Source organism: Aliirhizobium cellulosilyticum (genome assembly GCF_014198105.1).
Classification (GTDB): Bacteria; Pseudomonadota; Alphaproteobacteria; order Rhizobiales; family Rhizobiaceae; genus Neorhizobium; species Neorhizobium cellulosilyticum.
In genome coordinates this window covers 1,656,464-1,676,289 of record NZ_JACIGW010000001.1, presented here as the reverse complement: position 1 = coordinate 1,676,289, position 19,826 = coordinate 1,656,464, and the positions used below count along the sequence as shown (strand labels likewise).

The following is a 19,826-nucleotide window of genomic DNA, read 5'->3' as shown; positions in this document are numbered from 1 at the left end:
ATAACACTCGCGCAAGCCTCGCGCGTTAGGCACTATGCAACCCAAAAACCTGCCCCCCAAACCTTCTATGCCTAGGAGAAGCGGTTTGAGTGCCCTTATCATCTGGATCACGATCGTTGCGCTGATTCTCATTCTCGTTTTCTACATAAGGCGAATTGCCCGTAGGAACGACGAACAGGGGCGTTACGATCTCGGGACCGCAATCCTCGAATTCGGCCGGGCCTTTCCGGAAGAAGCGATTCGCAGCCTGCATGGCACAAAGGATGGTGATGTCTTCGTTCGCTTGCATAATGACAAGACGGGCTTCATGCGTAATCGACGCAACCACTATGCCTGCCATCTCATCCAGCCCGGTCGAGTGCGGATCGTTCCCTTGGCAAATGCTAAAGGGTTCGTTGCTGAATTTCTCGATGCACCGACATTGAATGGCGAATTTGTATTCGTGAAGGAAAGTGAAGCAGCCGAAGTTTCTCTCTGGCTGCTCGACAATTATGTCAGCGTTACAGGTAAAATCAGCGACGACGGCCAGCCGGATGGCGGGCGTGAAATGGCCGCCGCCGATGGTGATGCCTCTACGCCAGACCGAGCCAATTAGCGCAATCTTTCAGCGCCCGCGCCGACAATAACTGCCGTTTCATAACGGTCTTGTCCTTGCCACGAAAACGTTTGACGCCTTCCGGCTTGACGATCGAGCCGGGCTCGAGTTCTGGAAAAAGGCCGAAATTGATATTCATCGGCTGGAAGGATCGTTTGCCGGGCTCCTCATCATGAATGAGGTGGCCACCGGTGATGTGGCCGAGAAGCGAGCCAAAGGCTGTGGTGGCAGGAGGTGGCGCAAGCGGTTCCCCCTTCCGCTCGGCAGCCGCAAATCGTCCGGCAAGGAGGCCTATCGCGGCGCTTTCCACGTACCCTTCGCAGCCGGTGATCTGGCCGGCAAAGCGCAAGCCGGGCCGGCTTTTCAACGTCAGTGATTTGTCGAGCAGGATCGGCGACTGAATATAGGTGTTGCGGTGAAGGCCGCCGAGCCGCGCAAACTCGGCATTCTGCAGGCCGGGTATCATGCGGAAAATCTCTGCTTGCGCGCCGTATTTCAGCTTCGTCTGGAAGCCGACCATGTTGTAGAGCGTGCCAAGCGCATTGTCCTGGCGCAGCTGCACGACCGCATAGGCCTTGACCGTCGGGTTATGCGAATTGGTGAGGCCCATCGGCTTCATAGGTCCGTGGCGCAAGGTTTCGCGGCCGCGTTCCGCCATCACCTCGATCGGCAGGCAGCCATCGAAATAGGGTGTTCCTTCCCATTCCTTGAACCCGACCGTATCGCCGGCGATCAGGGCGTCGACGAAGGCGTCGTACTGATCCTTGTCGAGTGGGCAGTTGATGTAGTCTTTGCCGTTGCCTCCAGGGCCGACTTTGTCGTAGCGCGACTGGTACCAGCATGTATCCATATCTATCGAATCGCGATGGATGATGGGTGCGATCGCGTCGAAAAAGGCGAGCTGGTCTTCACCCGTCTCCGCCTGGATGGATGCGGCAAGCGAAGGCGAGGTGAGGGGGCCGGTGGCGACCACTGCCAGGTCCCATTCCTTCGGTGGCAGTCCCTGGATTTCTTCTCGGAGAACTGTGATCAGCGGATGGCTGGAAATTGCGGCAGTGACCGCATCCGAAAATCCGTCGCGGTCGACGGCAAGAGCGCCACCCGCCGGAACCTGATGCTTGTCGGCCGAGGCGATGATCAGCGAGTTCGCAAGTCGCATCTCTGCATGGATCACGCCGACGGCGTTGGCTGTCGCATCATCGGAGCGGAACGAATTGGAGCACACCAGTTCGGCAAGGCCGTCTGTTTTATGGGCATCGGTGCCGCGAACGCCGCGCATCTCGTGCAGGATGACCGGGATGCCGGCCTGTGCGATCTGCCAGGCTGCTTCGGAGCCGGCAAGGCCGCCGCCGATCACGTGAATGGGGGAATAGGATGTCTCTGTCATGGGCCGCGTCATTATCACGACAAGCTGCCGACAGGAATCAAAAAGCACTTCATTCGAAGTCAATTTGGCGCCTGAGGCGAACTAGAATCAAAAAGGCACCTGAGAAGGTGCCTTTGATCATCCTTGGGCATTTCAGCCGCTAGACTTGTTCCTCCGGCGGTTGGGATACCGCCCCCGTCAGGGATTAACGGAAGGAACGAGCAGCGATGTTACGGATATCGTAACGGGTCAGGCCGATGTCGGAGAGGGCCTGGTTCGACAGGTTGCCGAGTTCGTTCATCGTGCGGCGGTAGCTGACCCAGTTCTTTGCGATGCGGATCGGGTTCATGGTGGTTTCCTCAAGTCGTCTTTTTCCCGGCGCTCGTTATCGGCTCCGGCGATGTGCTTCTTATACGACCGAATAATAAGAATGTGCAGTGCAAATTATGTGCAACTGCCATGCATTTGTGCGGTGAATTGTCGCTTTTCTGGGCGATGGGCGAAAAATGAGCTGAGAATTTGCGCTATGGCAATTCTAGCAAAAGACAGAGCGATTTCGCGTTTCAACAGCAGGCGAAAAGGCTTCCAGGCAATAATGAACTGCACAAACGAAAAACGCCTCCCGAAGGAGGCGCTTTCGACCGACTGGAGAGTCGAGGTATTATTAGAAGCCGACTGCAGTCCGAGCTACGCGGCGGATGTCTGCACGGCCGATGCCGAGGTCACCCAGTTCGCGGTCGGTCATGCGGCCGAGCTCGGAAACGGTTTCGCGGTACTTGCGCCAGTCGCTGAATTTCTTTGCGATGCTCATTGTGGGGATCCTTTGCCCTGTGGGCGTCATATCCGCCCTCTTCATCTGCTAATCGTTTTAAATGTTCTTCTGCACAAAAAACAGCGCCCGTTACGTATGCCACCTATGCGTCTGGCGCATTGCGATATGGAGGTGCGTGGCTCTGGTATGTTCGGTGATGGAGACACTGCTGAAACAAATAACGCCCACCGGGGGAGGAGGTCCGGTGGGCGTCATATGAATGACCGGCAAATGGGAGAAGGAGTCTCGCCGGTCTGTACGGGACAACGCTGGGAGGAGGAGTGCGTGCCCCGAATGTCTTGCGGGAAAATCCGCCTTTAAAGCTTTCGCATTTAGGAGGCGTTTGCCCCGGCCTGATCACTGCTTCGTTCGTTAAGCTGAACCTATATAAAGGAAGATAAATTGTGCACTGCAAACGCTGAATGGATGGCATGCTTTCTGTGCATGGCTGTTTTGGTCGGCGCACGTGGCGTCTGGGAGATTGTGCTGACGCCGCCAGAACGAATATCCCCCGCTTTCATCCTGTTCTGACAGTCTTCTTTTGTCCCTGTCATTTTTCCTTTGCGTGCAGGAAAACGGATGATATAGAGACGCGCGCTCTGGAAGGCCTCCGGCGACGAGGTATTTCGACGCGGTTTGGGGCGCGGGTATGGTGAAATTGGTAGACACGCCAGATTTAGGTTCTGGTGCCGCAAGGCGTGGGAGTTCAAGTCTCTCTACCCGCACCAAGCACCGCCAAGGTGTGGTCTTGAGCCAAAGAATAGGGCGAACGACCGGCGCCTTTAATGCCGCGGCTGGTCTCTTTGAAGTTCCGGCGATGTGCTGACTGTTGAACGGCTGGAGATGCCGGATAGTTGGTGCCGCCGCCACGATATGAAGGTTTGAAAATGCAGGTTACCGAAACGCTCGCTGAAGGGCTGAAGCGCGAAATCAAAGTTGTCATCCCTAAGCAGGAGATGGAAGCACAGCTGAACGTGCGCCTTGCCGATGCGAAGGATAAGGTCCGCATCAACGGCTTCCGTCCGGGCAAGGTGCCGTTGGCGCACCTCAAGAAGACCTACGGCAAGTCGATCATGGCAGATCTCGTCAACGAGATCATCCGCGACCGTCCGGGCAAGATTCTCTCAGATCGCGGTGAGAAGTCGGCAACCCAGCCGTCGATCGCTATGACCGAGGATCAGGCAGAAGCCGAAAAGATCCTGTCCGCACAGGCTGACCTTGAGTTCACGCTCACCTACGAAGTCATTCCGCCGATCGAGCTGAAGTCGACCGACAAGATCACGGTTACTCGTGAAGTCGTCGAAATCGCTGACGAAGAAGTCAACGAGCAGATCGTCAAGATCGCTGAAAGCGCTCGTACTTACGAAACCAAGAAGGGCAAGGCCGCCAACGGCGACCGCGTCACCATGAACTACCTCGGCAAGGTCGACGGCGTAGCCTTCGATGGCGGCGCTGCCGAAGATGCCGAACTGGTTCTCGGTTCCGGCCAGTTCATCCCGGGCTTCGAAGACCAGTTGGTCGGCGTTAAGGCTGGTGACGAAAAGGTCATCACGGTTACCTTCCCGGAACAGTATCCGGCTGCAAATCTCGCAGGCAAGGAAGCGACCTTCGACATCACCGTCAAGGATGTTGCTGCTCCGGGCGAAGTCGAAATCAACGACGAACTCGCTTCCAAGCTCGGCATCGAATCAGTCGATCGCCTGAAGGAAATCGTTCGCGGCCAGATCGAAAGCCAGTACGGCAACCTGACACGCCAGAAGGTAAAGCGTCAGATCCTCGACCAGCTCGATGAAATGTACCAGTTCGACACCCCGCAGGGTCTCGTTGACGCCGAGTTCGACAACATCTGGCGCCAGATCAACACCGATCTTGCCCAGTCCGGCAAGACCTTCGAAGACGAAGAAACGACTGAGGAAGAAGCCCGTGCGGAATACCGCAAGCTTGCCGAGCGTCGCGTTCGTCTGGGCCTCGTTCTCTCCGAAATCGGTGAGAAGGCTGGTGTTGAAGTGACCGAAGAAGAGCTGCAGCGCGCGCTTTATGCACAGCTGCAGCAGTTCCCGGGCCAGCAGAAGGAAATCCTCGATTTCTTCCGCAACACGCCTGGTGCTTCCAACTCGCTGCGCGCTCCGATCTTCGAAGAAAAGGTCATCGACAAGCTGCTTACCGAAGTGAAGGTCACCGACAAGACCGTCACGAAGGAAGAGCTGATGGCTGACGACGAAGCCGAAGGCGACGACAAGCCGGCCAAGAAGAAGGCTGCGCCGAAGAAGGCCAAGGCTGAAGCTGCGGAAGGCGAAGAAGCCGCTCCGAAGAAGAAGCCTGCTCCGAAGAAGAAGGCCGCTGAAGACAGCGCCGAATAATCTTCGCAGAAAATGATTGGAAAAGCCGGGTCGGCAACGATCCGGCTTTTTTATTGTCTACAACCCATCAACTGACGTTTGCCGAGCCATGATCCGTATCGAAAATATCAGCAAGTCGAACAGCCATCGCATTCTCTACATCGAGGCTTCGGCTGCGCTCAATCGCGGTGAAAAAATCGGCCTCGTTGGCCCGAACGGCGCCGGCAAGACGACACTGTTTCGGATGATCACCGGCGGTGAGATCCCCGATGAAGGCCAAGTTTCGGTCGAGAAGCACGTCACCATCGGCTATTTCAATCAAGATGTCGGCGAAATGTCCGGCGTCAGCGCCGTCACCGAAGTGATGGATGGCGCGGGTCCCGTCAGCACGGTTGCGGCCGAACTGCGCGAACTCGAAGCCGCCATGGTCGATCCGGACCGTGTGGACGAGATGGATGCCATCATCGAGCGTTACGGCGAGGTTCAGGCTCGTTACGAGGAACTCGACGGTTATGGGCTGGAAAGCCGGGCTCGCGAAGTGCTTGCCGGTCTCTCCTTTAGCCAGGAAATGATGGATGGCGATGTCGGCAAGCTTTCAGGCGGCTGGAAGATGCGCGTCGCGCTCGCCCGCATTCTTCTGATGCGCCCGGACGTGATGCTGCTCGATGAACCATCCAACCATCTTGATCTCGAAAGTCTGATCTGGCTGGAACAGTTCCTGAAAGGTTATGACGGCGCGCTTCTGATGACCTCGCACGACCGCGAGTTCATGAACCGGATCGTCAACAAGATCATCGAGATAGATGCCGGGTCGCTCAATACCTATGCAGGTGATTACGGGTTCTACGAGCAGCAGCGGGCGCAGAACGAAAAGCAGCAGCAGGCGCAGTTCGAGCGCCAGCAGGCGATGCTCGCCAAGGAAATCAAGTTCATCGAGCGCTTCAAGGCGCGTGCGTCGCATGCCGCTCAGGTTCAGAGCCGGGTGAAGAAGCTCGATAAGATCGAGCGCGTCGAGCCGCCGAAGCGCCGCCAGTCGGTCGCTTTCGAATTCCAGGCACCGCCGCGTTCGGGTGAAGACGTTGCCAACCTCAAGGGCGTTCACAAGGCTTATGGCAGCAGGACGATCTATGAAGGCCTGGATTTCTCCATTCGCCGCAAGGAGCGCTGGTGCATCATGGGCGTCAACGGTGCCGGCAAGTCGACGCTTCTGAAGCTGATTGCCGGTTCGGCCGAACCGGATCAGGGATCTGTTGCGATCGGTGCCAGCGTTAAGATGGGCTATTTTGCCCAGCACGCCATGGATCTGCTCGATGGCGAGCAGACCGTGTTCGAATGGCTCGAATCGGAGTTCCCGCGTGCCGGGCAGGGCGCTCTCAGGACGCTCGCCGGCTGCTTTGGTTTCTCCGGCGATGATGTCGAGAAGAGGTGCCGCGTGCTTTCGGGTGGTGAGAAGGCCCGCCTAGTGATGGCGGCCATGCTGTTCGATCCGCCGAATTTCCTCGTTCTTGACGAGCCGACCAACCACCTCGACCTCGATACCAAGGAAATGCTGATCAAGGCACTATCCGAATATGAAGGCACGATGCTTTTCGTCAGCCACGATCGCCATTTCCTTTCCGAGCTTTCCAATCGCGTGCTGGAAGTCTCCTCCGAAGGCGTCCATCGTTATGATGGCGGCTACCGCGAATACGTCGAGCGCACCGGTTACGAAGCTCCCGGCCTTGTCGCCTGACGTCCCCGTCGAGCACAACATTGGAAATTGTGATCGGTTCTCTGGCCGGTTACTGGTTTTGAATGTCTTGATCCGTAGCGCCTTGCGCCTAGCTAGTCCTCTGGTGGCTGGTAAAGGTAAAACGGCGATGTTGGATTATGAATTTTCAGACACTGCATTTGCGGGCTTTCGCCCGATTATCGATTTTGAGCCTGATGCTCGGCGCCTGCACGATCCCTCCGGACACATCTCGGGTTATCGGTGAAAATTCTACGATAGCCGCGGCGCGAACTGAACTCGTCGGGCTGGATGAAGACGATGTTCGCATGTGTGCGGGCTTTCCGACAGCAAGCACTGTGACGGCCGACGGCGGCACGATCTGGGCCTATCGCCGTGACATGCCGCGCGGAAACTGGAACGTCGTCAATCCGTCCTTCACCCTTTTCGGCGCGATACCCGCGGTGAATACGTCGACGAGCGGTTCCTCGGGCGGTAATTGCAGCACGCAGTTTCGATTCGCGGAAAACAGGCTGAAGCAGATGGAGTTCGCGGGTGACAACAACACCGCAACCGATCTGAACGGTCTTTGCGTCAGCATGATCGACAATTGCCTGATTTATGCCCGCAAGAAAAAGGCGCGATGAATGGAGCGCCATTTCATGAAAAAAAGCCGCGCAATGCACGGCTTTCAAAAAGCTCGCGATATGCCTCAACGGCAGACGCGGATAGATTCCATATGCCAGCCGCCATCATAGGCGTTGCGAACCCGCTGATCCTCGAACCAGCAGCGCGGCGGAGGCGGTGGTGGCTCCACGTAACGGGGACCGCCGCTATTGGCCAAGGCCCCGCCGATCAGGCCGCCGACAATACCTGCAGCCAAGCCTCCGGCAATGACCTTGCCGGTATTGTCGTGGTGGCGATGATGACGGTCACGGTCGCGATCCCAGCGTGGCGGTGGTGGCCTGCGGTCGTCCCAGCGGGGCGGCGGTCCATCGCGCCATTGCGCCATCGCAGTTCCTGCCGGCGCCATTGCGGCGCTGGTGAGAATGGCAATGGAAAGGACAGAAAGAGCGATCTTCTTCATGTGTTTCGTCCCTGGGCGCCGGGTTGTCTTGGCGCTTCGATGGCGGACATTGCGTCAGTCTGCCTTAACGTAGCTTGAACGGAATCGCTCCTTCCGTGAGCCTGTCTTCAGATCCTACTGATGAATTGTGTAGGAACCCATGGCGCAGAGATCCTGGGTATCCTCCATATTCTCGAAATTCGAGTCTTCGGTAAACTCGAAGCGCATGTCGTATTTGCAGGTTCTGCGACCGTCGGCGATCGTGATCTTCATGCTTTCGCCCGGCTCCAGAACGTCATCGCCGAACACATCATCTTCCCAATTGTCCACTCCGGTCGGCGAAGTATAGAACCGCTCGAGCGTGCCGCTGGTTTTGTTTATCAATGTAAAGACGAGATCGTCTGCCGCGCGCGAGACGCCGACGGAAAGAACAAGCGCCGCAAACGCACCGGCGGCGATGGAGGTGAACCGTGTCATGTGAAAGATCCCAGCCCATGATTGGGCGGTAGATCATTACCGCATTGATAAAGACCTTCAACATGCCTCCAGATTCATGATGAATCTTGGCTTTCGTCAATCCGATACCTTAAAGTGCGGATGCGGCCAGGTCGTCTTTCTCGACCGCACGCTGATAGGCGTCGCGGAGTGCAATGCGCCCGAAATATTGCTCGAAGGCAGGACGCTTTTCGATCGAGCCGAACTGCAGCCCCCAGCCGATCTGCGAGCCGACATAGACATCCGCGGCGCTGAATTTTTCGCCGGCTATGTATGAATTGCTGCGAAGGGCGAATTCCAGCGCATCCATTACGTCGGCAAAACTCCCGTAACCGATCATCCTCTCGCGACCTGGGGGAACTTCAAAGCCAAGCGCACGGTTGCTCACTGCTGCTTCGAGTGGCCCGGCGGCAAAGAACATCCAGCGATAGTAATCGGCACGGTCTGCGGGTGAGGGTGCCAGACCTTTCTCGGGAAAGGCGTCGGCGAGATAGGCGCAGATGGCGGCGCATTCCGTCACCGTCTTTTTGCCGTGAACGATGGTCGGCACCTTGCCCATCGGGTTGACCGCCTTGTAGCTGTCATCCTTCATCGTCGTGCCGAATTGCAGGACTTCCGTGCGGTAGGGCGCGCCTATCTCCTCCAGCATCCAGCGGGCAATGCGGCCGCGCGACATCGGGTTGGTATAGAATAGGATTTCATCTGCCATCCGTCATTCTCCTCTTGCCGTTCCTTGTTTTGGAGCGCGTGGCGACACAATCAAGGTCTGAAGTTTAGGCGATGGACGATCGGACCGGCGCGCCGGCTAGAGGGGCTTGCGGTACTGGATGAAACCCGGCGCCACCGCGACCCGGTCATAGAGACGCCGCGCCGCGTCGTTCTTTTCCTGTGTCAGCCAGTAGAGACGGCCCGCATTCTTGTCGCGGGCAAGCAGCGCCACCTTTTCGATCAGCGCCTCACCGACGCCTCGACCGCGCTGGCTGTCATCGACATAGAGATCCTGCAGATAGCAGGTCGTATCCGGCAGCCAGGTCGAGCGGTGGAAGAGTGCATGGACGATCCCGACAAGTCTTCCGTCATCAAAGGCGCCGAGCACATGCATCGGCTCGTCCGGATCGTGAAACCGCGACCACGTGATGTCGTACTGCTCTTTCGGCAGTTCCGACTCGTAAAAGCGGATATAGGCCTCGAACAATGGCTGCCACGCCTCACGGTCGGATGGCGCCAGGGGACGGATTTCGACAGGACGATTGGCAGACATGCTAAGCCTCCGGCGCAAAAGAAAACGGCGGGGAAAGCCCCGCCGTTCAAATGTAATCCGAAGATTATGGCTTACGCCATGGCCTTCTTCAGGTTTTCGTCGATCTTGTCGAGGAAGGCGGTGGTCGAGAGCCACGGCTGATCCGGGCCGATGAGCAGCGCCAGGTCCTTGGTCATGAAGCCGGCTTCGACCGTGTCGATGCAGACCTTTTCCAAGGTGTCGGCGAATTTCGTCAGTTCCGCATTGTCGTCCAGCTTGGCGCGGTGTGCTAGGCCACGGGTCCAGGCGAAGATCGAGGCGATCGAGTTCGTCGAGGTTTCCTGACCCTTCTGGTGCTGGCGGTAGTGGCGGGTAACCGTGCCGTGTGCGGCTTCGGCTTCGACCGTCTTGCCATCCGGCGTCATCAGAACCGAGGTCATCAGGCCGAGGGAACCGAAGCCCTGTGCAACGATGTCGGACTGGACGTCGCCGTCGTAGTTCTTGCAGGCCCAGACGTAACCGCCGGACCACTTAAGTGCGGAAGCGACCATGTCGTCGATCAGGCGGTGTTCGTACCAGATCTTGGCTTCATCGTACTGCGCCTTGAATTCGGCGTCGAAGATTTCCTGGAACAGATCCTTGAAGCGGCCGTCATAGGCCTTGAGGATCGTGTTCTTGGTCGACAGGTAGCAGGGAACGCCGCGCTGCAGGGCATAGTTGAACGAAGCGCGGGCGAAATCGCGGATCGAGTCGTCGAGGTTGTACATTGCCATGGCAACGCCCGAGGACGGTGCGTCGAACACGTCATGCTCGATCGTCTGGCCATCGTCGCCGACGAACTTGATCGACAGCTTGCCCTTGCCCGGGAACTTGAAGTCAGTTGCGCGATACTGGTCGCCGAAAGCGTGACGGCCGACGATGATCGGCTTGGTCCAGCCCGGAACCAGACGCGGCACGTTCTGCATGATGATCGGCTCGCGGAAGATGACGCCGCCGAGGATGTTGCGGATCGTGCCGTTAGGGCTCTTCCACATCTTCTTCAGCTTGAATTCTTCGACGCGGGCTTCGTCCGGCGTGATGGTGGCGCACTTGATGCCGACGCCGTGCTTCTTGATGGCGTTGGCGGCGTCGATCGTCACCTGGTCGTCGGTGGCATCGCGGTTCTCGACAGAAAGATCGTAATATTCGATGTCGAGATCGAGATAGGGCAGGATCAGCTTATCCTTGATCAACTGCCAGATGATGCGGGTCATCTCGTCGCCGTCGAGATCGACGACCGGGTTGGCTACCTTGATCTTCTGCATGGACTTCCTCTTGTCGTGTATGGGCCGGACCGGCCCCGAATGGATCAACGGGTTGCGCTATAACATCGCAGGGCAGGTGTGCAAAGCCGTGAGACAGGGATTGGCGGCTTTTCTGTGAGATTTCAACGCAGGGCCCTTCTGGCTTTGAAAAACAGCAAGAATGGTCATTGCCAAATAAAGGCCGAGGGGTAATGTCCGCGCAAATCGCTTCGAATACGGATCACCGCCATGCGAACTCTGCCGCTCGCTCTTGCCCTGTCGTTTCTGTCCACGGTTTCGGTTGCTGCCGAACCCGTCGATCCGGTCAAGGAGGTGATGAAGGTCACCGAAGAAAATTGGAACAGCAACGACAGCGACTGGAAGTTCATCTTCGATCCCGATCCGCTGGCGCGCCTGTTCAGCAAGCGCTTCCAGACGGCCTATGCCGATGCCGCCAAGCATCCGGCCTATGAAACGGAAAACAACCAGCCAGGCGACCCATTCGGTTACGATGTCGTCACCGCCTCGCAGGATGGCTGCCCGCTGCAGGATATCGTCATCGCGCCGGGTGTGGCCGCGAATGGCAAAACGGATTTCAAGGTCACGTTCAAGCAGTGGACCTGCATCGATGACGCCGATCTGAAGGACACGGCCTCCGAAGTGCATTTCGATGTAATCGATGAGGGCGGCAAGCCCGTGATCGACGACATCCACCGCGTGGCCGATGGTGAAAGCGATAGCGTCGTCGAGGAAATGCAGTCGATAGCCAAGGGCGAGTGATGCCGGGCGTGCCCGGCTTCGCAATGCTACAAGCGATGTCTAGGGCGCGGCGGATGGCCATGACGTTTGCCGATCGTCTGCTGGCCCATGATCCCGCCTTGTCGCGGGTGAAGATGGGAGCGCGCGTGACGCTCACCATCCTCGCCTCGATCCTCGTCCTGATCGCCATTCATCTGGCGGTAACGCCGCTGCCGTCGATTTCCTATGCACTGGCGATCGTGCTGTCGATCGAAGGCGGCGTCGCCGTGAAGGACAAGAGGCCCGGCGACCAGCTGACGACGCGCCTGATGGGCTGCGCGGCAAGCCTTTTCTGCATCACGCTTGCGGCAGCGCTCGAACCTTACCGGCTTGTCGCCGACCTGACTTTCCTGTGTGTCATCCTTGCGGCGAGCCTTGCGCGCGTATTCGGCCAGCGCGGTTTTGCCGTCGGCATGTTCGCGTTCATTTCCTATTTCATCGGCGCCTATTTGCGACCGACATTTTCGGAACTGCCGCTGGCGGCTTTGGGGCCGCTTTTTGCCGTCGCCTTCGGGCACCTGATCCGCAAATACCTGCTGGTTGACGACTGGCGTCGCGATCTGAGCAAAACTCTTCGGGCGATACAGCATCGTGTGTCGGATATTCTGCTGCGACTTGCCGGGTTTGCCGCAAGGGGAATGCTGACGGAGAAAGATCGCCTCGAACTGCGCCAGATGGAAGAGCAGCTGAAGGACGTGGTGCTGATGGCGGAAGGCCTTCTCCCGCGCAATGCTGACGGCTCCATGCCAAGTGACAGCAGTCCCGTAATGGCCGTCTCGATCGCCATCTTCGACCTTCACCTCGCTGCCGAAAGCGTGATCGTGCAGTCGCTTGGGGCCTTGCCGCCCGCCGCACTGGTGAGTGCCGTGCTCCATGATGATGCGGTCGCGGCAAAGCGGATTGCGGAAGACCCTTCTATTGCGGCCGGTGAAGAGCGGAAGAGGCAGAGCGTCCACGCGCTGTTATGGCTACAGCGGGCTTCCTCCGCCCTGCGTGAGGCCGCCACCGACCGGGCTTTCCAGCAATTGATGGCCTTTGGTGATGTGCCGCGGGCAGGGCCGCCGGTGAAACCGGATTTCTCCTGGAAGAACCCGCTTGTGCGTGCGGCTGTCCAGATCACTATCGCCTCCGGCATCGCCATGGTCTTCGGGCTGCTTCTCTCCCGTGACCGCTGGTTCTGGGCCGTGCTGACGGCATTTCTCGTGTTCAACAACACCCGCTCGCGTGGCGATGCGGCATTGCGGGCGATCCAGCGATCGGTCGGTACGCTGCTCGGCGTTGCCATCGGCCTTGCCTTAGCGACGCTGCTTTCCGGTCATACGACAACGACTGTCGGCCTTGCGGCCGTCTGTGTCTTTCTGGCCTTCTATTACCTGCAGGTCTCCTACGCGCTCCTCAGTTTCTTCGTCACCATCGTTCTCTGCCTCGTCTATGGCCTGATCGGCCAGCTCACATACGAGGTCCTGTTGCTGCGGCTGGAGGAAACGGTGATCGGCTCAATCGCCGGCATGTTCGTCGCCTTCGTCATCTTTCCATCCTCCACCCGCTCGACCGTCGAACTGGCGGTTGCCCGATGGTACGACGCGCTCGGACAGTTGCTGGAGGCGGTGGACAACGGGGAAAGCCGCTACCGGCTGATCGAATTGTCGAACCGCCTCGATGAGACTTACCGAGACCTGACCGTTGCTGCGCGTCCGCTGGGCAGTGCATGGTCGCTGGTCACCCGGCCGGGGCCGATCCGCCAGACATTGGCGATTTTCCTCGCCACCTCCTATTGGGCCCGGATCCTGGCGCGGGATTTTGCAAATGCTGGAAACGGCAACGACCCGGAAATGCACCGAGCGATTGATAATGCAAGGCAGGCGCTGGAGAAGGCCACAGCCAGGAAGGCTGACTGTTTTTCCATCAAGACGCCGCGCCATGCTGCTGCAAGCGGCAATTTGCCGGCACCGGGGCAGGGCGCCGCACATGGGGCGGATATGGTCGCCAATCTGCTCAATCGCCTTTATCCGCCGGCAGCAGATGAGCAAAAGAGCCAATAACCGGCTTGCCGTTGTTGGCCGACGGGTCTATTGCCCGGCTCCAAGAACAAGCGGAAACGAATATGTCGGGCACCAATAGCGAACGTGAACTCATTGCCGAAGGACCGGCGATCATTCTGGTCGAGCCGCAACTCGGCGAAAATATCGGCATGGTCGCCCGCGCCATGGCCAATTTCGGCCTCGTCGAACTCCGCCTCGTCAACCCGCGTGATGGCTGGCCGAATGAAAAGGCGCGCTCTGCCGCCTCCAAGGCCGATCACGTCATCGACGGCACCAAGGTCTATGACACGCTGGAAGAGGCGATCAGCGACCTCAACTTCGTCTATGCCACGACGGCCCGCGAGCGTTACGGCTTCAAGCCCGTCCGCTCGCCGGTCTTTGCTGCCGCCACCCTGCGGGAAAAATTCAAGGCGGGCGAAAAGACCGGAATCCTCTTCGGCCGTGAGCGCTGGGGCCTTAACAATGAAGAAGTGGCGCTTGCCGACGAGATCGTCACCTTCCCGGTAAACCCCGCCTTCGCGTCGCTCAATATTGCCCAGGCCGTGCTTCTCATGTCCTATGACTGGATGAAGTCGGGCATGGACGACCTTGAAGAGACACGCTTCCAGCCGATCGAACAGAACCCTTCGACGAAGGAGCAGGTGCTCGGTATGTTCGAGCATATCGAAGAGGCGCTGGATGCCCGCGGTTATTTCCATCCGCCTGAAAAAAAGCCCAAAATGATCGACAACCTTCGTGCCGTCCTGTCGCGTCGGGCCTTTTCCGAACAGGAGATCAGCGTGTTTCGCGGTGTTATACGCTCGCTTGATCGCTTTCCGCGGAAATGGCCGGAAAAGATTGTCCCGAGACAGAAGAAGGCTTCAGATTCAGGGGAGACAGAGGGGAATGACAGCGGCGAATGAGCTGAAGCCCATACTGGTGTTCGATTCGGGCATTGGTGGGCTGACGGTGCTGCGTGAAGCGCGCGTGCTGATGCCCGAGCGCGGTTTCGTTTACGTTGCCGACGATGCAGCCTTTCCCTATGGCAGTTGGGAGGAGGGCGCTCTGCAGAGCCGCATCCTTTCGCTATTCGAAAAGCTTCTTGCGGAACATCAGCCCGAAATCTGCGTCATCGCCTGCAATACGGCTTTCACCCTTGCCGGTGCCGCACTGCGCCAAAAATTCCCGCACATGACCTTCGTCGGCACCGTGCCGGCAATCAAGCCCGCGGCCGAACGCACTCGTTCCGGCCTCGTTTCGGTTCTGGCAACTCCCGGCACCGTCAAGCGCGCCTATACGCGCGATCTCATCCAGTCCTTCGCCACCCAGTGTCATGTCCGCCTCGTCGGATCCGAAAATCTCGCCCGCATGGCGGAAAGTTATATCCGCGGCGAGGCGATTTCCGATGACGAGGTGCTCGCCGAGATCGCCCCATGTTTCGTCGAGAAGGATGGCGAGAAGACCGATATCGTCGTGCTTGCTTGCACGCATTACCCCTTCATGGCCAATCTCTTCCGGCGTCTTGCGCCCTGGCCCGTCGACTGGCTCGACCCAGCTGAAGCAATAGCAAGGCAGGCACGACGCAAAGCGCCGCTCATCGAAGGCGCTGAACATCCCGAAGGTTTCGACTTTGCCGTCTTCACCTCGGGTAATCCGGATTTTGCCACCCGCCGTCTGATGCAGGGGTTTGGCCTGCGCACCGGCTGAGGCATGGCCTGATCGCCGACTGTTGCCCTTGTGCAACAAAAATACCTTTGAGTGCAATTTTCGATTGTGAGTGCTTGCGCGTTTGGAAAGAGCGTGCAATGTTCCAGCATCCGCAACTCAAGCAAGGGAGAGCATCGATGAATACATTTTCTGCTTACATGCGCCTCTCTGGCGGATTGGTCCGAACCATGCGGGTGAATTACCCGCGCAATCTGCTCGGACTGGCTTTCCGCGGCTGATAACGCCCGGAATCCGCCTTTTGGCATCTTTCTCGATCTAAACTCGATTTGACGTGACCGGTCTATCCGTCTGGCGGCTATCGCCGTTAGCACTTCCGCGCGCGTCTTTCCAAAACCACGAAAGGACCCGCTCGCATGCGCGAGGCGGGGCGGAAAAGCTATGCGTGAAATGCACGTAATGGTTGCCGATGTTCTGTCGGCAGAAATGGACGCTCTTCACCGGCGCCACGGTCCCTGGCGTCTGATAAAGGCACTTGTCGCGACCCTCGTCAGGCGCTCTTCGCCGTTTTCGGCAAACCGCTCGTCCGATCTCGACAATCACATGCTTCGGGATATCGGTTTGCCGGAGAACGTTCCGGAGGTCGATTTCGTCCTGCAGTCCCGGTTCGTCGACTGGAGGAACTACCTGTGAGCGACGGTCTGACCTGCCGCCAACTGGCCCTGGCAGACATGGAGGCCGCATCGAATGTGTTTCGCACCACATTCCATGCGCGACTTCCATGGCTCGCCGGCCTTCACAAGCCGGAAGAGGATCGGGCTTTCTGGTCGGGATACCTGTTCTCGAATTGCGCCATCTGGGGCTCCACGCGAGAGGGTGAACTGATCGGCGTCATCGCGTTCCGCCAGGGCTGGGTCGATCAACTTTATATCCTGCCGCACATGCAGGGGCAGGGCATCGGCTCTCGCCTTCTCTATCTCGCCAAGGCCAGTCATGCGCGCCTTAATCTCTGGACCTTTCAGAAGAATACCGGTGCCCGGCATTTTTATGAAAGTCAGGGATTTGAGGCCGTTCGCGAAACCGATGGCGCAGACAACGAACAATACGAGCCTGACATTCTTTACAGCTGGCGCCGCTGCGCCTGAAACGCACACTTGTCATGCGGATCTTTCCGTGACTTGATCTTGCTTATCTACCTGAGGAAACTTCCATGTCGCTCGAACACTGGCTTGCATTCGTCGCCGCTTCCGCCGTGCTTTTGGCAATTCCGGGACCGACCATCCTTCTCGTCATATCCTATGCACTGAGCCATGGTCGCAAGGTGGCAAGCGCGACGGTGGCTGGGGTGGCTCTTGGTGATTTCACTGCCATGACCGCGTCCATGCTCGGCCTCGGTGCGCTGCTCGCGACATCCGCCATGCTGTTCACGGTATTGAAATGGGTCGGCGCCGCCTATCTCATCTATCTGGGCATCAAGCTCTGGCGCGCTCCTGTTTCTGCACAGGCGGAAGCCGTCGAAGAGGCGGATACGCCGGTCGTCCGACCATTTCGCGTCTTCCTCCACACCTATGCGGTGACGGCGCTCAACCCGAAAAGCATCGTCTTTTTCGTCGCTTTCCTGCCGCAGTTCCTCGATCTGACGCGGCCGCTCTTCTTCCAGATGGCGGTCTTTGAAGTGACCTTTCTGGTTCTCGCGACCATCAATGCCGCACTTTACGGTCTTCTGGCTTCGATGGCGCGCAACACGATCCGCAAGCCCAGGGTTCAGCGCATCGTCAATCGCACCGGCGGTTCACTGATGATCGGTGCGGGGCTTCTGTCGCTCGGCTTCAAACGGGCCGCTGCCTGATCGCAGAAGTCGAATTTCAAAGACTGTGATTTTTCTCTCTTTCCCGCAGAAACGAATCTCGATCTCTGTTAAGGGGAGGGGTCGGCGCGCTGTGTCACCGCAGCAAGACTGCCGGCAAACCACCAATCTACGGCATACGAGGGCAGCATAGTGCAAGTCGGCATCGATATGGGAACTGTGACCGGCGGAGCGCCGGCCAAGCTCGATATCGAGGAGCTTCTGGCGACGCGTCTGCTTGTTCAGGGCAATTCCGGTTCGGGAAAATCGCATCTTCTGCGCCGCCTGCTGGAACAGTCTGCCCCCTGGGTGCAGCAGGTCGTCATCGATCCGGAAGGCGATTTCGTCACCCTGTCGGATAAATACGGCCATGTGGTCGTCGATGGCGAACGCACCGAAGCCGAACTCGCCGGCATCGCCAACCGCATCCGCAAGAACCGCGTCTCCTGCGTGCTGACGCTCGAAGGTCTCGATCTCGAAGAGCAGATGCGTGCCGCGGCCGCCTTCTTGAATGGCATGTTCGATGCCGATCGCGATTATTGGTACCCGGTTCTCGTTGTCGTCGACGAAGCGCAGATGTTTGCGCCGTCAGTCGGCGGCGATGTCTCAGAAGATGCCCGAAAAATGTCGCTCGGCGCGATGACCAACCTCATGTGCCGCGGCCGTAAGCGTGGTCTCGCCGGCGTCATAGCAACCCAGCGCTTGGCAAAGCTTGCCAAGAACGTTGCGGCCGAAGCCTCAAACTTCCTGATGGGCCGTACCTTCCTCGATATCGACATGGCGCGAGCGGCCGACCTGCTTGGTATGGATCGCCGCCAGGCGGAAATGTTCCGCGACCTGAAGCGCGGCAATTTTGTCGCTCTCGGCCCGGCTCTGTCGCGCCGCCCGCTGCCGATCGTCATCGGCAATGTCGAAACCTCGGCGCGCTCCTCCAGCCCCAAGCTGATGCCGCTGCCGGATGCGCCGCAGGATGTCGAAGACTTGATCTTCACGCCGGATCCGGAAGAATTCGCCCGGCCGATCACCGCAGTTCGCCGCCCGACACCGACGCCACGCCCGACCACCGATATTCTGGCTGAACTCTCCCGTTCGACGCCGGCAGCAGTTCAGCCAGCGGCCAACGAATCCCGTGTGGCCATGCCGGAATTGACTGAAGAAGAGCGCGAAGAGCGGCTGATGGCGGTGATGTCGGAAATTCTCGACGATCCGCAATCGGCTTATCGGACCGACAGCGTCCTCTATCAGGATTTTCTCGTGCGCGCCCGCATGCGCCGTCTGCCCGGCCCGCCGATCTCGCTCAGCGATTTCCGCCGCCGCACCGCGATCGCCCGTTCCGGCGTCGATGCGACCATGGCGGCGAGCGAGGCCTGGGCGACCGTGCTTTCGCTGTCGAATGGTGTCTCCGATGACCTTCAGGGCGTGTTCCTGATGATGGCCAAGGCGGCACTCGGTTCCGAGCCTTGCCCGTCTGATGCCCGCATCGCCCGCGCTTACGGCACCCATTCCGCGCGCCGCGCGAGGCGCCTTCTCGGTTATTTCGAGGAGCAGGGGTTGATCGTCGTCCACGCGGATTTCGCCGGCAAGCGCATCGTCGCGTTCCCGGACCTGCAGGCTGAAACCGCACCCGGTGCGGCCGAGGCACCCGATGAGGGCGATCTCAAGATCGCTGCGGAATAAAGGGCTTAAAGCCATTCCGCTGTTGACAATTCCATGACAGCCCCCTAAAGACCGGCCCAGCACCGGGTGGCAACGCCCGGTGTTTTATTGACATGTCCCGTGGCACTCTCCGATCGCTTTCGTGAGAAGCCTGTCAGAACTTCCAAAACGAGGTTCAGAGGAGGGCGTGTTTCCTTCATCCGGTTTGGCAACAAACCGGTGCAACCGTTCGAAAGGAAATGCGATGAGCAAGCGCGAATCGTCCAAGTATAAAATTGACCGCCGTATGGGCGAAAACATCTGGGGCCGTCCGAAGTCCCCGGTTAACCGCCGCGAATACGGCCCGGGCCAGCACGGCCAGCGCCGCAAGGGCAAGCTCTCCGACTTCGGTGTTCAGCTCCGCGCAAAGCAGAAGCTGAAGGGCTACTACGGCGACATCCGCGAGAAGCAGTTCCGCGCGATCTACGAAGAAGCCAACCGCCGCAAGGGCGACACCGGTGAAAACCTGATCGGTCTCTTGGAATCGCGTCTGGACGCCATCGTCTACCGCGCCAAGTTCGTTCCGACCGTCTTCGCTGCCCGTCAGTTCGTCAACCACGGCCACGTTACGGTCAATGGCGTTCGCGTCAACATCGGTTCCTACCGTTGCAAGGCCGGCGACGTCATCGAAGTCCGTCAGAAGTCCAAGCAGCTCGTCACGGTTCTCGAAGCCGTTTCGCTCGCTGAACGCGACGTTCCGGATTACCTCGAAGTCGACCACAACAAGATGGTTGCCACCTACGCCCGCGTACCGGCTCTCTCGGATGTACCGTACCCGGTCATCATGGAACCGTCGCTGGTCGTCGAATTCTACTCGCGTTAATCGCGACGAAAATTTGCGAAAATGGCCCCTTTCGGGGCCATTTTTGTATCTGCTGGTCAAAATCGGCCACAACAA

21 protein-coding genes and 1 tRNA gene are annotated in these 19,826 nt (G+C 58.6%); 14 read left to right on the top strand and 8 right to left on the bottom strand.

What is annotated here, in order from left to right:
- The first annotated feature begins 34 nt into the window (after nt 1-34).
- Nucleotides 35-595, top strand: coding sequence for a hypothetical protein (locus GGE33_RS07900; RefSeq protein WP_246435751.1), 561 nt, complete (start codon nt 35-37; stop codon nt 593-595).
- On the opposite strand, the gene trmFO is transcribed toward GGE33_RS07900, so the two are convergent.
- From trmFO to GGE33_RS07885, 3 genes are all read right to left on the bottom strand, one after another.
- Nucleotides 573-1,982: a methylenetetrahydrofolate--tRNA-(uracil(54)-C(5))-methyltransferase (FADH(2)-oxidizing) TrmFO gene (gene trmFO, locus GGE33_RS07895; protein WP_183821875.1), complete on the bottom strand. Its 1,410-nt coding sequence runs from the start codon at nt 1,980-1,982 to the stop codon at nt 573-575. The genes GGE33_RS07900 and trmFO overlap by 23 nt on opposite strands.
- A gap of 184 nt (nt 1,983-2,166) precedes the next feature.
- The gene (locus GGE33_RS07890; RefSeq protein WP_119940433.1) at nt 2,167-2,310 is read right to left on the bottom strand and encodes a DUF1127 domain-containing protein; all 144 of its coding nucleotides are present in this window, start codon (nt 2,308-2,310) and stop codon (nt 2,167-2,169) included.
- Between the two features lie 315 nt (nt 2,311-2,625).
- On the bottom strand, nt 2,626-2,772 hold the full coding sequence (locus tag GGE33_RS07885; protein WP_112507721.1) for a DUF1127 domain-containing protein: 147 nt from the start codon (nt 2,770-2,772) through the stop codon (nt 2,626-2,628).
- 643 nt (nt 2,773-3,415) lie between these two features.
- On the opposite strand from GGE33_RS07885, the gene GGE33_RS07880 reads away from it, so the two are divergent.
- The 4 genes from GGE33_RS07880 (at nt 3,416) to GGE33_RS07865 (ending at nt 7,466) form a co-directional block, all read left to right on the top strand.
- Nucleotides 3,416-3,500: transfer RNA gene (locus GGE33_RS07880), tRNA-Leu, on the top strand.
- Nucleotides 3,501-3,659: 159 nt separating this feature from the next.
- The gene (tig, locus tag GGE33_RS07875; protein WP_183821873.1) at nt 3,660-5,132 is read left to right on the top strand and encodes a trigger factor; all 1,473 of its coding nucleotides are present in this window, start codon (nt 3,660-3,662) and stop codon (nt 5,130-5,132) included.
- Nucleotides 5,133-5,220: 88 nt separating this feature from the next.
- Nucleotides 5,221-6,843: an ABC-F family ATP-binding cassette domain-containing protein gene (locus GGE33_RS07870; protein WP_183821871.1), complete on the top strand. Its 1,623-nt coding sequence runs from the start codon at nt 5,221-5,223 to the stop codon at nt 6,841-6,843.
- A 137-nt stretch (nt 6,844-6,980) separates the two neighbouring features.
- A complete protein-coding gene (locus GGE33_RS07865) occupies nt 6,981-7,466 on the top strand; it encodes a hypothetical protein (RefSeq protein ID WP_183821869.1) in 486 nt (161 codons plus the stop codon).
- A gap of 65 nt (nt 7,467-7,531) precedes the next feature.
- Here GGE33_RS07865 and GGE33_RS07860 read toward each other — a convergent pair whose 3' ends face one another.
- The 5 genes from GGE33_RS07860 to GGE33_RS07840 all read right to left on the bottom strand — a co-directional run bounded on the left by GGE33_RS07860 (nt 7,532) and on the right by GGE33_RS07840 (nt 10,924).
- Nucleotides 7,532-7,906: a hypothetical protein gene (locus tag GGE33_RS07860; protein WP_183821867.1), complete on the bottom strand. Its 375-nt coding sequence runs from the start codon at nt 7,904-7,906 to the stop codon at nt 7,532-7,534.
- Nucleotides 7,907-8,020: 114 nt separating this feature from the next.
- The gene (locus GGE33_RS07855) at nt 8,021-8,362 is read right to left on the bottom strand and encodes a hypothetical protein (protein ID WP_183821865.1); all 342 of its coding nucleotides are present in this window, start codon (nt 8,360-8,362) and stop codon (nt 8,021-8,023) included.
- Nucleotides 8,363-8,471: 109 nt separating this feature from the next.
- On the bottom strand, nt 8,472-9,089 hold the full coding sequence (locus GGE33_RS07850; RefSeq protein ID WP_183821863.1) for a glutathione S-transferase family protein: 618 nt from the start codon (nt 9,087-9,089) through the stop codon (nt 8,472-8,474).
- A 96-nt stretch (nt 9,090-9,185) separates the two neighbouring features.
- The gene (locus GGE33_RS07845) at nt 9,186-9,641 is read right to left on the bottom strand and encodes a GNAT family N-acetyltransferase (protein WP_183821861.1); all 456 of its coding nucleotides are present in this window, start codon (nt 9,639-9,641) and stop codon (nt 9,186-9,188) included.
- A 71-nt stretch (nt 9,642-9,712) separates the two neighbouring features.
- Nucleotides 9,713-10,924: an NADP-dependent isocitrate dehydrogenase gene (locus GGE33_RS07840; RefSeq protein WP_148146426.1), complete on the bottom strand. Its 1,212-nt coding sequence runs from the start codon at nt 10,922-10,924 to the stop codon at nt 9,713-9,715.
- A 228-nt stretch (nt 10,925-11,152) separates the two neighbouring features.
- Between GGE33_RS07840 and GGE33_RS07835 the strand changes: the two genes are divergently transcribed.
- The 9 genes from GGE33_RS07835 to rpsD all read left to right on the top strand — a co-directional run bounded on the left by GGE33_RS07835 (nt 11,153) and on the right by rpsD (nt 19,751).
- Nucleotides 11,153-11,683 carry a hypothetical protein gene (locus GGE33_RS07835; protein ID WP_183821859.1) on the top strand — a complete coding sequence of 177 codons (531 nt, stop codon included), beginning with the start codon at nt 11,153-11,155 and terminating at the stop codon, nt 11,681-11,683.
- 53 nt (nt 11,684-11,736) lie between these two features.
- Nucleotides 11,737-13,743, top strand: coding sequence for an FUSC family protein (locus GGE33_RS07830; protein ID WP_183821857.1), 2,007 nt, complete (start codon nt 11,737-11,739; stop codon nt 13,741-13,743).
- 62 nt (nt 13,744-13,805) lie between these two features.
- Nucleotides 13,806-14,645: an RNA methyltransferase gene (locus tag GGE33_RS07825; RefSeq protein WP_183821855.1), complete on the top strand. Its 840-nt coding sequence runs from the start codon at nt 13,806-13,808 to the stop codon at nt 14,643-14,645.
- Nucleotides 14,629-15,429, top strand: coding sequence for a glutamate racemase (murI, locus tag GGE33_RS07820; protein ID WP_183821853.1), 801 nt, complete (start codon nt 14,629-14,631; stop codon nt 15,427-15,429). Before GGE33_RS07825 ends, murI begins: the two co-directional genes overlap by 17 nt.
- Before the next feature lie 399 nt (nt 15,430-15,828).
- On the top strand, nt 15,829-16,080 hold the full coding sequence (locus GGE33_RS07815) for a hypothetical protein (protein WP_148146431.1): 252 nt from the start codon (nt 15,829-15,831) through the stop codon (nt 16,078-16,080).
- Nucleotides 16,077-16,532, top strand: a complete 456-nt coding sequence (locus GGE33_RS07810) for a GNAT family N-acetyltransferase (protein ID WP_343062357.1) — start codon at nt 16,077-16,079, stop codon at nt 16,530-16,532. Before GGE33_RS07815 ends, GGE33_RS07810 begins: the two co-directional genes overlap by 4 nt.
- A gap of 65 nt (nt 16,533-16,597) precedes the next feature.
- On the top strand, nt 16,598-17,236 hold the full coding sequence (locus tag GGE33_RS07805) for a LysE family translocator (RefSeq protein ID WP_183821851.1): 639 nt from the start codon (nt 16,598-16,600) through the stop codon (nt 17,234-17,236).
- A 150-nt stretch (nt 17,237-17,386) separates the two neighbouring features.
- Nucleotides 17,387-18,910: a helicase HerA domain-containing protein gene (locus tag GGE33_RS07800; protein WP_148146434.1), complete on the top strand. Its 1,524-nt coding sequence runs from the start codon at nt 17,387-17,389 to the stop codon at nt 18,908-18,910.
- Nucleotides 18,911-19,133: 223 nt separating this feature from the next.
- Nucleotides 19,134-19,751 (top strand): 30S ribosomal protein S4, encoded by a 618-nt coding sequence (rpsD, locus tag GGE33_RS07795; protein WP_148146435.1) that lies wholly within the window; start codon nt 19,134-19,136, stop codon nt 19,749-19,751.
- The last annotated feature ends 75 nt before the right edge of the window (nt 19,752-19,826 follow it).